Source organism: Flagellimonas flava, assembly GCF_050617915.1.
Lineage (GTDB): Bacteria > Bacteroidota > Bacteroidia > Flavobacteriales > Flavobacteriaceae > Flagellimonas > Flagellimonas flava_A.
Genome location: NZ_JBODQE010000002.1, coordinates 421,446 through 433,851 on the forward strand (window position 1 = coordinate 421,446; position 12,406 = coordinate 433,851).

Consider the following 12,406-nt stretch of genomic DNA (forward strand, 5'->3'; position numbering starts at 1 on the left):
CAGGTATGAGTAAATTGAATGCTTCACCACTGGCTAAGATTGCTTAATAGACCTATTTATCGATTGTTTCCAAAATTTTCCCAGGGATTTCTCATGCTCTTAATCCTCCATGATATTATGGGTGTCGTCGATGGAAAATCCCCTTTTAAGCCTTGTTATTCTCTTCGCTCTTGGATTCACCTTTGTAGTTCCAAAGCCTGATCAGTTGGTTTACCGTGTTTGACAAAGTCGATAATGTACAAGGCAATTCCCAAGGTTAAAATGGTTGCGCAGATCAATAACACCCAAAAGTGTATGCTAATTTCATTCTGCACTGCCATAAACTCCATTTTAAACTTTCGTTCCAGGTACACCTGGGCAACACCTGCAACTCCAAAGGCCACGGTCATTCCAATCATACCAATATTTGAAAGCCAAAATGCGGCCCTGCCCCTTGCACTCAAATACAGTTTCCTTCCTGTCATGTTGGGCATACTATAGCATATAATGGCCAACACAATCATTGCATAAGCGCCCCAAAATGCCAGGTGTCCGTGCATGGCGGTCACCAAAGTTCCGTGGGTATACAGGTTGGTTTGTGGTAACGTATGGGCAAAACCTAGCAACCCCGCGCCCAAAAAGGACACGATGGCTGCACCCAAAGTCCAGAACAATGCCAGCTTGTTGGGGTGTCTTTTTTCTCCTTTGCGGTACATGTTCACCGCAAACAAGGCCATGGCCAAGAAAGCCAAGGGTTCCAAGGCGGAAAATATCCCTCCAACAACCAACCAAATCTTGTTCACCCCTATATAATAGTAATGGTGACCCGTTCCCAATACACCTGAAAGGAATGTAAGTCCTACAATAACGTAAAGCCATTTTTCTATGACTTCCCGATCCACTCCTGTTAGCTTTATCAGCAAAAAGGAAAGGATACCTCCCATAATCAGTTCCCAAACGCCTTCAACCCAAAGGTGGACTACCCACCAACGGAAGAAAGAGTCCATTACCTGACTATCAAAGGGCAACATTCCAGGTAAATACAGAAGTGCTGCAAACAAAAGTCCCATGGAGAGTACCAAGGCTGTGGTGGTCCTTCGTTTTCCTTTAAACAGGGTGACCAAAATCAAGCCTAAAAACAAGAGTACATTGGCTACCACCAAAAAGTCCAATTGTCTTGGAATTTCCAGGAATTTTCGTCCTTCCCACCAGTTAAAATGATAGCCCACTATGGCCGCAACACCTACCAAAGCAAGTGAAATCAATTGCACATAGGCCAATTTCACGTTGACCAATTCGCGCTGTGCTTCCTCCGGGATAATGTAATAAGCTGCCCCCATAAACCCTGAAAGCAGCCAAACCACCAACAAATTGGTGTGCACCGCCCGAGCGGTATTAAAGGGTATAAAATCATGAAGCCCATCCAGTCCCACACGGGCAAAGCCCATGATAAAACCGTAGACCAATTGTAAAACTAATAGCAGCATGGAAAGTGCAAAAAACCAATAGGCTACTTTTTGTGATTTGTATTTCATAACGTTGGGTTTAGTTGTTGGTTTTATCTTTTGCCAATGGCGATACCACGGTATCAAAGCCATTGAGATCAATGTCGTCTATCCAATCAAAAAAGGCGATTAAGTCTGCCGCTTCTTCGTCTGAAAATCCATAGGCCACCATTTTTCTTCCATTGGGTGCCCAGGCATTAGGAGTGGTAAGTACGGCCTTGATGTAACCTTCCCCTCTTCGATCTATGACCTTGGTGAGTTCTGGCGCATAATAGGCGCCCTCACCTAGAATGGTGTGACACCCCATACAATTGTTGGCTTCCCACAATTGTTTTCCCCGAACAACCTGCTCGGTAATGTTCTCATAGTTGGATTGATCCTGTTCCTTGCTAAAGGAATAAATCGTAAGTCCGATAAAGACAAGAAATGTCACTACCGTTCCTCCAAGAAAAAAAGTACGTGCTTGTTTTTTTGATAACATGGTAAATTGATTAGTATTTGATAATAAAAGACTATTTTATCCTTTATTATGTAAAAATAGAAAGGTGTCGTAGTTGAACACATGATATTTATCATATTTACATGATTTGGTCAGCTCCCAATAACACAAGAATTGTAAAAAATGGCTATTTTGTAGTTGAATCCTTTTGATCCAACTAACTCATGTACACCCGAAGAATATTTCCAGTTAAAGGCGTAATCCGATGGACCCGTAGACATATTTTACTCTTTCTTCTGTTAGCCACCGTCCCTGTTATTCTTTTTGATGTTTTACGCTGGAAGTGGCTCCATATACCGTGGTTACCTCTAGGAGTGTTGGGAACCGCCGTGGCCTTTATTGTGAGTTTTAAGAACAACGCGTCCTACGATAGACTCTGGGAAGCGCGAAAGATTTGGGGAGGAATCGTTAACACCTCTAGGTCTTGGACTATCATGGTCAAGGATTTTATCACCAATAAACACGCTAAAAATCCGATTGCCGATGAAGAGCTCAAAACCATAAAAAGAGAATTGGTACATCGGCATGTTGCCTGGCTCACTGCCCTGCGATATCAATTAAGGAAGGACAAACCCTGGGAATCGCACCTTAAAAATCAGAAGTCCAACAAGGAATTCCGCGAAACCCAATATACCGTGTTGGAAGACACCGTTCCTATAGAAGAGGCCATCGCTCCCTATATTTCCAAAGCTGAATTTGATACCATTTTCAAAAAAGGAAATCAGGCGTCGCAACTGTTGGGAATTCAATCCAAAAGGTTGGGAGAACTTATGGACCAAGGTTTGATTGAGGATTTTCGCCATATGGAAATGATGGCAATGCTCACCGAACTACATACCCTCCAAGGGAAAAGTGAGCGAATCAAGAATTTTCCGTACCCCAGACAGTTTGCCACCTTGAACTATGTATTTGTCTGGGTGTTTATCCTATTGGTCCCCTTTGGTATAATGGAAGGGTTTGAAGTGATAGGAGATCGTATTGTTTCGGACTTAAATGAGAATCCGGCCTATTTTGAGGTAACGCAAAATCTTCAACTCTTTATAGGAAAGCATTTCGCATGGTTTTCCATTCCATTCAGTGCTTTGATAGCTTGGGTCTTTCACACCATGGAAGCCATTGGGGAGAACACGGAAAATCCGTTTGAAGGGGGGCCCAATGACGTTCCCATTACTGATTTGAGTCGAGGAATTGAAATAGATATCCGACAGCTCATAGACGATACGGATATCCCCGAACCTTATCAATGGATTAATGACATTGTGATGTAACTTCTCAATCACTGGATGATTGCAGCTTAGTCGGCACCTCTCAGTTTTTTAAACTGGGCAAAAGCCTTGTCCACATCTTGTTGTGATGCCTTTTCAAATTCCTTTTGGGTTACTCCATATTGCGCTTGGAGACTGTCCAATTTTTTATGCAACTCTTCAATCTCTTCTGCGTAACTGGGGTCGTTGATGGCATTGTACAGTTCACTGGGGTCTTCTTTGAGGTCATAAAACTCCCATGCATCAATGTCATCATAGAAATGTATGAGTTTGTATCTTTTGGTTCGTACGCCATATTGTTTTTTGACCATGTGGAAGGCCGGGTAGTCATAATAATGGTAGTAAATGGCTTCTTTAAAATCAGTTTGGGAACCTTCCAAAACTCCTGTAAACGATTCGCCCTGCATCTCGGAAGCATATTGGCTTCCACCTGCCAAGTCCAAAAAGGTGGGTGCAAAATCCAGATTCTGTACCATCGCATCCACTGAGGAACCCGGCTCAATAACACCTGGAAGTTGCATCAATAAGGGCATTCTCAGGGATTCTTCATACATAAACCGCTTATCAAACCATCCTTTCTCGCCTAAATAGAATCCTTGGTCCGAAGTGTACACCACCAAAGTGTTTTCATCCAGTCCTGTTTCCCCCAGGTAATCTAGGATTTGCCCTACCCCTTCATCCACTGCGGCTACCGTGGCCAAATAATCCTGCAGATAACGTTGTCCTTTCCAAATGTCCAATTCCTTACCAGAAAGCTTGGCTTCATGAAAAGCATCATTCTTGGCATTATAGGCTTTGTCCCATGCATTCCGTTGTTCGGATGTCATTCTTTCAAAATCCGTTGTCCAAGGATTATGGGCCAACCTTGGGTCTCCCAGTGTTGCCGTCATTTTTAGATCATGCCCTTCGTACATATCCGTATAAATGGTCTGTTGCTGCTGTTGTGCCGCCAGTTGACCCTTGTGCTTGTTGAAATAAGTATCGGGCAACGGAAAAGTAACCGAATCATATTTGTTTGTATGTCTCAAAGCCGGCATCCAGTTCCTGTGGGGGGCTTTATGGTGGACCATCATAAAAAAAGGTCTCTTATCATCCCTTTTGTCCTGTAACCAATCCAAGCTTTTCCGGGTAATGATATCTGTAGCATACCCTTCAACTATAGTGGTATCCTTTCCTTGAATAAACTCTGGATTATAGTAATTCCCCTGATCATTCAAAATTTCCCAATGGTCGAATCCTGTTGGTTGCCCATGTAGGTGCCATTTTCCAATGACCGCTGTTTGGTAGTCCAGTTTTTGAAGGTATTTGGGCAAGGTAGCCTGATTGTTATCAAACCTTTCCCCGTTCATTCTAAATCCGTTGAGATGGCTGTGTTTTCCCGTTAGAATTACAGCCCTACTAGGGCCGCAAATGGAATTAGTACAAAAACTATTCTGAAAAATTGCTCCGTTGGCAGCGATGCGGTCAATATTGGGAGTGGGTGCCAATTGAGACAATTCATGACCATATGCGCTGATTGCCTGGAACGCATGGTCATCTGCCATGATAAAAATAATATTGGGTGGTGCAATATTGGTCTCCTGCTTCTGACCTTTACAAGCCACAAGCAATAAAATGCCTATGTATGTAATCACTTTTTGCATCCGTCTATTATTGCCTATTTGATTCTATTTTAAAGTGAAAGTTGTCCTCAGATCGGCATTGGAATCTGTCCCAACAAAAACTTCAAAGGCTCCTTGTTCAGAAAGAAATTCCAAGTTCCCGTTGTAAAACTTCAAATCATCAGGTTCCAATGTCAAGTGCACCATTTTGCGTTCACCTTTTTTGACAAAAACCTTTTTAAATCCCTTTAGTTCCCTCTTGGGCGGGGTTATGGAGCGGACTACATCCCGCAGGTAGAGCTGAACCACTTCTTCCCCATCATAATTTCCGGTATTCTCAACTTCCACCTGTATCTCCAATGATTCATTCTGATGGATTTCCTGTTTATCCAATTTTAAGTTCGAATATTCAAAGGTGGTATAACTCAATCCATACCCAAAGGGAAACAATGGTGTATTGGGAGCATCTAAATAATTGGAGGTGAACTTTTGAAATTTTTCGTCTGGAGCCGGTCTTCCTGTATTTTTTACACTGTGGTAAATGGGAATCTGTCCTACATTTCTTGGCCATGTAGCGGTAAGCTTACCCGATGGATTGTAATCCCCGAAGACAACATCGGCTACCGCATTTCCTGCTTCAACTCCGGGATGCCAAACTTGCAACAAGGCAATCGGCAAATCAAATTCTTCCCGAATGGTCAAGGGTCTTCCACTCATTAATACCACCGCCACAGGTTGCCCCGTATCTACCAAGGTTTTGATCAGTTTCTTTTGACTTTCAGGAATTGAAATATCGGTGCGGCTTGCGGCTTCCCCGCTCATTTCCGTGGCTTCACCGACAACCACAACTACAACATCCGCTTTTTTTGCAGTTTCTATGGCTTCGGTCAGCAATAGGTTTGCAGGCCTTTTATCAATTTGAATCCGAGGGCCAAATACATTAACTTTTTTGGCAAAATCCTTATCATTGGAAATATTGGCACCTTTAGCATATTGGATATCTGCACCTGGAGCTACATGTTTAAACCCTTCCAGGATGGTAACCGCCAAATCTGGATTTCCCGTAGGTGCCCAAGTACCCAACATATTGTTTCTGCTATCCGCCAAAGGGCCGATCAAGGCAATTTTCGCACTTTTTTGCAACGGGAGGATTTGATCATGATTTTTGAGAAGAACAAAAGAACGGGTCGCCAGTTTTCTAGCCAATGCCCTATTTTCAGCAGTCAGTATATCCCGTTTGGGGCGATTTGGGTCAAGATATCTGAAGGGGTCATCAAACAGACCTGCTTTGTATTTGGCCACCAAAACTCTTCTACAAGCTTGTGTAACATCAGCTTCGGTCACTTTGCCTTCTTCAACAGATTGTTTCAAGGTGGTGAGAAATCCTTCTCCCACCATATCCATATCCAAACCGGCCTTTAAGGCCAAACTGCTAACGGCTTGCAAATCGCCTAGACCGTGTGCTACCATTTCATTGACCGATGTATAATCCGAAACTGCGAATCCAACGAACCCCCAACGTTTACGCAACAATTCTGTAAGCAACCATTTATTGCCCGATGCGGGAATGCCATCGATGTCATTAAAGGAACTCATCACGCTGGCAACACCTGCATCCACAGCAGCTTTGTACGGAGGCAAGTACTGATTGAACATCTTGATCTTGCTCATATCCACGGAATGATAATCCCTCCCAGCTTCGGAAGCTCCATAAAGCGCCAAGTGTTTTACACAGGCCAACATGGTATTCGGAGCGGTTAAATCCTGTCCCTGATATCCTTTAACCATAGCTCTGGCAATAGCTGAACCCAAAAAAGGATCCTCCCCTGCTCCTTCCGCTATTCGTCCCCATCTGGGATCGCGGGCAATATCCACCATCGGAGAAAAATTCCACATAATCCCATCTGCCGTGGCTTCTTTTGCGGCCATCTTCGCAGCCTCTTCCATCAAGTCCATATCCCAACTACAGGACATCCCCAATGGAATGGGGTAGGTGGTTTGGTAACCATGAATAACATCAGCTCCTATGAGCAACGGAATTTTAAGCCGCGTATGGTTTACAGCCATTTCTTGTGCCATCCGGACCTTGTCCGGGCCAGAAACCCCAAACAGTCCCCCAACCTGACCTGCCTTGATTTTGGCTTCCACATTTTTGCTTACCACTGCGCCCGTTACCACCCCACCTCCTGGAGTAAGTAAATTTAATTGTCCTATTTTTTCTTCCAAGGTCATTTTCTCCAGCAAGATCTCCACTTCTGGAATGTGCGAATTAATCTGACCCAAGGAATGTCTTGTGATTAAAATTCCTATCAGGAAAAAAAAGTAATATTGGATTTTGGTCATGTTGAATTGTTAGAAAGAGATTGTCCCACTAAATTGTTAAGGGTTTATTTGTTGTATTGGAATCCCAACAGATCAAGTCCGTTCTGAACATCTTCATTCTGCATGAAAAGATTCCAGAGCAGTGCCGTTCTATAATTTTCTATCATGAGTATTTGAGGCCCCTGATCAATGGCCAAATAAGCTTCTGCCACCCAAAAATCATTTTCAGGACTAAAGGCATCATAGAATCCAGCCGGGCCGAGTAACTTATCCTTGTTCCGATGGAAATAATGCATGGCCTCCAGTGCTTTTTCGGGAGCATAGGGAATCGAAGAAATAGCAGCAGTGGGCGAAATCACCCCAGTATCATTGGCGGGATGATGGGCATTATAGCCCAGGTTTCCATCACTGTTTCTGGTATAACTAGCAGTAAGACCCCAACAATCAGGTCCGTAATCCTCAAAGTTTTTGGGATTTTCAACGCAATAATTGTAGTTGATGTTGGTATGATTAAGGTTTACGCTCCAATAGTTTGCGAATTCATCGGAAAGCCCTTTTGGGTTCAGTCCCAAATAGGAATAATGCGCCCAAAATAACGGCCCTCCATACTGTTGGGCTCCTGGATGCCTTACAATTAGAGGAATGTCGTACTGGGTATTGGAAGATCTGATTCCGCCATTTGAAGCCCAACCATTGGTGTAGACCTCCTTAGTAATCCCATAATCAGGAGATGCGGCTGCCAAAACATAGGTTATTAGCACCTCATTATATCCTTTTAGTTCCAGGTTGATATCGAATCCAAAATTGGGGCTCCAATGCCAATACAAAGCATTTTTTTCTTGGGTGTACCAATTCCATTCCACTTCTTTCCACAACGTATCCGCCTGTCCTGACAGCTCTTTTTCGACATCCGTTCCATTTTTGAAATACTCTTTTACACAGATTAGTCCCTGGACAAGAAATGCGGTTTCCACCAAATCCCCCCCATTGTCCATTGGGCTAAAAGGTATAACGTTGCCCGTACTTCCATTTATCCAATGGGACCAAGCCCCGTGGAATCTATCTGCGTTTTCCAAAAAGTCCAACAGTTGGGAAAGACGTTGTACCCCTTGTTCTCTTGTAATATATCCCCTTTCAATCCCCACCAAAATAGCCATCAGTCCAAAGCCTGTTCCTCCAGAAGTGACCACATGCGAGTCCCTGCCAGGGTCATTGGGGTGATACCGTTCTTTCGCCCCACCCGAATTGGTCTCTGCAAAATCCCAGAAATATCTGAAGGTCTCCCTTTGAGTCAAATCCAAAAGTTCCTCATCGCTTATTGAGGGTTCTGGAACCACAGGCTCGTCATCGTCTGGAAATGCGATTGGGGTATAGGTATAATCATCTTCTCCACAGGCGCCAAAAAGACAGAGCAAACAGAGAAAAAAGCAAGAAACCTTACCCATCATTTTCGGTTTTGGAATGTTGAAAACCTAGTTTATCAAGACCATTTTGCACTTCCTGGTTAGACATGAACAGTTTCCATAGCAACCCACTTCGATAGTTTTCAATCATTACAGGAATGGGACCTTGGTCGATGGCCAAGTACCTAGGTAAATACCATTTTTTGTCCAAGCTGAATGCATCATACGGTCCATATTTGCCTACCAGACTATCCTGTTCTGTGTACATATATCGAAGGAAACGCATGCTTTCTTTAGGGGTGTACGGCATGGACGAGAGGGCTGCCGTGGGTGAAATTACACCAATGTCCCTATCTGGTCGGTGGCTAGCGTAACCTTTGGGAGAATAACTGGAAGTCAGACCCCAACATTTCTCTCCGTATCCCTTAAAGCCTTTTGGGTTTTCCATACTGTGGTTGTAATGGATCCGAGCATGGTTTACGTTCAATTTCCAATAATCTGCATAAGTATCCGTAAGCCCTTTGGGGTTTAACCCCAAATAAGAATAATGTGCCCAAAACAAAGGCCCAACTGGCGAACTATCGTGTTCATAATGATCCAGTTCTGTTTCCAAGCCATAATAAATCGTATCCTTGGTGATGTTACCGCTTTTGGCCCAACCCTTTTCATACACACTTTTTTCAATAGGGTGGGTAGGAGAACTGGCCGCTAAAATGTACATGATCAAGGCTTCATTGTATCCACCCACTGGAAAATTCATTTCCCATTGGTATTCCGGGCTCCAATGCCAGTAGAGTACCTCTTCCCCATTTTTGGTATACCAATCCCACTCCACCTCTTCCCAGAGTTTTTGAATGCGCTCACAGAGCTGCTGTTCCTGTTCATTTCCGTTTCCAAAGTATGATTTTACCGCAAGCAGCCCTTGGATAAGGAAGGCGGTTTCCACAAGGTCTCCCCCATTGTCTTTTGGACTAAAAGGTGCCGTTTTGCCGCTTGGTTGCAGCCAATGGGGCCAAGCCCCGTGAAATCGGTCGGCTTTTTCCAAAAAGGATACTGCTTTTTCATAGTGAAGCAATGCTTGTTCCCTGCTTATAAAACCACGTTCCACACCAACCAAAATGGCCATCAAGCCAAAGCCGGAACCTCCAATGGTGATCACGTCCTTGTCATGACTGGGATAGATGTTATCCAAGTGGATGCGCTCACGGGCGAGTCCTGAAATTGGTTCTGCTCCTTCCCAAAAATAATTGAAGGTCTGTTCTTGAACCAGGTTCAACAAATCTTCATCTGAATATGTTTTAGCCGAAGTATTTTGAGCTATGGCTTTTTTGTTGGTCCCTTGGCCATTGCATCCCGCTACTATGGATGCAACGACCAAAAGAACTGAAATTAAAAATAACCTCATTGAAAACTAACTAACTCTAATAATTGCTACTAATTTATAATGTCTTGAATCTCGGTCTGTGTCAAAGCTTTGTTGAACAATCTAAGCTCATCAATATAGCTCAAATCCGATTTGTGATTCCACTGGGTGAATCTCGGAGCACCCGATCCAATGGACAATACATCACATCCGCTCCAATCGATTCCGTCAAATGCACCTTGCGCCACAACATCACCATTGATGTAGACCACGCATTCTGTTCCTGAAATGGTGAAGGCCAAATGAACCCAATCTGTCGTGTCGCTTGGTATTGAAGCGGTTGCTCCGCCGTCAAACCAGCTATCTGCTGTGCCGTTACCAGCATTGAGCTTGAATACCTGTCCATCTCCCCCTGCTTCCCTGAAGAATCGGAAACCATTGGTTCTCAAATTCTGTACATCAGGATATTCTGCATTTTCTGTATCTGGTGGTCCCATGACCAAAATTCCAGCCCTATCAGGGTCAGCGTTAATCTTGTACCACATGGTGGCACTAAATTCATCGCCTGTCAGGTTTGTGGTTGGAAAGGTTAAATAGGAATCCGTAGCGCCAGCATAGGCCTCATCCCCACTGACTCCTTCGCCTGCCGTTCCAGGTGTTCCCACCGTAGTGGCATCAGCTCCACTCACCAAATCGGTATTGTTACCATTGAATGGAAGGTATAATGTTTCTCCATCAAGTGGTTGATATCCTCCCCCATAGACTTCTTGTACTTCCTCAAAACTCAATGCTTTGGTAAAGAAACGAAGCTCGTCCATGGCACTTAGGTCGGACAAATGGTTCCAATAATCAAAGGTGGGGCCACCCGAACCAATATTAAAGGTCTCACAACCTGTCCAATCTATAGGTGCCGACATATCCGAAGAGCGAGCTTCCACTCCATTAAAGTAGATGGTGTTCTTATCATTGGCTATGGTAAAGGTAATATGAACCCATTCTCCTGCAGCCACATCAATCACATCTCCATCGTTCCAGCTTTCACCTGCACCTGTTCCTACATTTAGTTTGATACGCTGCTCGTCCGCACTACCTTCCCTGAACAATCTAAATCCTTGGAAACGGTCATCCGCATCGTCCCCAATCACAATGATTCCAGCACGATCTGGATCTGCATTGACCTTGTACCAAAACGCACCACTAAACTCATTGGTTAAAAGTCCTTCAGCGGGGTAATTGATATAGGAATCCGTAGCTCCCATAAAGGCTTGATCTCCTTCCTGGCTATCATTGGTAAATCCAGTGGATCCCACTTGTTGGGCCACTTTGCTTCCCACCAAATCAATGTAATCTCCTTCAAACGGCATGTACAATGACTCACCAGGGAACTTAGGGATATACGGATTCACCGCATTCAGCATGATTTGAATATCGGTTTGCGAAAGCGCCTTGTTGAAAATACGCAGCTCATCCATGTCACTGGAATCAGACTTGTGATTCCAATAGTCAAAAGTTGGACCCCCTGCGCCAATGGTCATCACCTCACAATTGGTCCAATCAATGGGTGCCGCCAAATCGGCTGAAAGCGTTTCCATGCCGTTGAAGTAGATCGTACTTTTTGTTCCGGAAATAGAAATGGCAATATGCACCCACTCCCCGGCATTAACATCTATAACACCTCCATCGTTCCAGCTTTCGCCATCTCCTGTGCCCACGTTCAACTTGATTCGCTGCTCATCAGCACTTCCTTCCCTAAACAATCTAAATCCTTGACGGCGATCATCCGCATCATCGCCAACCACCAAAATACCTGCGCGGTCCGGGGTAGAATTGACTTTATACCAAAATGCAGCACTAAATTCATTGCTTTTTAAATTATCCATGGGAAACTCCAAATAAGCATCGGTGGTACCTCTATAGGCATCCGATCCCACAAAGCCACCCCCTGCAAAGCCAGGCGCTCCAACTTCAGTAGCCTGTTGAAATCCAATCAAGTCCCTGTAATCACCATCAAAAGGCATGTAGAACACTTCCCCATCAAACATGGAAACATAGGGAGGGGCTTTGGCGAAATTCACCTCTTCCGTTGTTGTTTTCCCCTCTATATCCGAAGCCGTGACCGTTAGTTTGTGGTCTCCGTCCTTCAGCCCATCATAGGTGAATTCTTCCAAAACAATTCTGTAGTCCTTAAATGTATTGAAGGACGCTATTTGGTTTCCATCCAAAAGTACCTTGATGTCCTTGACCTCAATGTCATCTGTAACCCTAATGTCGATATCCAAGGTGGTCTCATCCTCAAAAACCTTGATTTCTGTCCCTTCTGTGGGGTAATTGATGGTGACCTGTGGGGCAGATTCATCCGCACCTGCACCGACTTCGGTTATAGGATCTATACCTTGATCACATGCGGTAAAAAATACCACCGTAACTAAGGCTGCTAGTATTTTATATGTTTTTTTCATCGTTTAGTTC

The 12,406-nt window shown here is 44.1% G+C and carries 8 protein-coding genes; 1 reads left to right on the forward strand and 7 read right to left on the reverse strand.

All coding sequences use genetic code 11. The annotated features are described in order from the left end of the window. Positions 1–176: 176 nt before the first annotated feature. Complete coding sequence (locus ACRHOZ_RS07650; RefSeq protein WP_431124165.1) at positions 177–1,514, reverse strand: cbb3-type cytochrome c oxidase subunit I; 1,338 nt, start codon at positions 1,512–1,514, stop codon at positions 177–179. 10 nt (positions 1,515–1,524) lie between these two features. After that, positions 1,525–1,965 (reverse strand): c-type cytochrome, encoded by a 441-nt coding sequence (locus ACRHOZ_RS07655; RefSeq protein WP_420399266.1) that lies wholly within the window; start codon positions 1,963–1,965, stop codon positions 1,525–1,527. Positions 1,966–2,147: 182 nt separating this feature from the next. On the opposite strand from ACRHOZ_RS07655, the gene ACRHOZ_RS07660 reads away from it, so the two are divergent. Further along, positions 2,148–3,251: a bestrophin family protein gene (locus ACRHOZ_RS07660; RefSeq protein ID WP_431124169.1), complete on the forward strand. Its 1,104-nt coding sequence runs from the start codon at positions 2,148–2,150 to the stop codon at positions 3,249–3,251. Between the two features lie 26 nt (positions 3,252–3,277). Here ACRHOZ_RS07660 and ACRHOZ_RS07665 read toward each other — a convergent pair whose 3' ends face one another. Genes ACRHOZ_RS07665 through ACRHOZ_RS07685 form a run of 5 tightly spaced genes read right to left on the reverse strand, consistent with a single transcriptional unit; the run spans position 3,278 to position 12,396 of the window. Further along, entirely contained in the window at positions 3,278–4,891 is a 1,614-nt protein-coding gene (locus ACRHOZ_RS07665) for a sulfatase family protein (RefSeq protein ID WP_431124172.1), read from the reverse strand. 24 nt (positions 4,892–4,915) lie between these two features. Next, a complete protein-coding gene (bglX, locus tag ACRHOZ_RS07670; protein ID WP_431124175.1) occupies positions 4,916–7,192 on the reverse strand; it encodes a beta-glucosidase BglX in 2,277 nt (758 codons plus the stop codon). 44 nt (positions 7,193–7,236) lie between these two features. Beyond that, positions 7,237–8,619, reverse strand: a complete 1,383-nt coding sequence (locus ACRHOZ_RS07675; RefSeq protein ID WP_431124178.1) for a glucoamylase family protein — start codon at positions 8,617–8,619, stop codon at positions 7,237–7,239. Then, positions 8,609–9,979, reverse strand: a complete 1,371-nt coding sequence (locus ACRHOZ_RS07680; protein ID WP_431124181.1) for a glucoamylase family protein — start codon at positions 9,977–9,979, stop codon at positions 8,609–8,611. Before ACRHOZ_RS07680 ends, ACRHOZ_RS07675 begins: the two co-directional genes overlap by 11 nt. A gap of 29 nt (positions 9,980–10,008) precedes the next feature. Continuing rightward, positions 10,009–12,396, reverse strand: a complete 2,388-nt coding sequence (locus ACRHOZ_RS07685) for a LamG-like jellyroll fold domain-containing protein (RefSeq protein ID WP_431124184.1) — start codon at positions 12,394–12,396, stop codon at positions 10,009–10,011. Between the last annotated feature and the right edge of the window lie 10 nt (positions 12,397–12,406).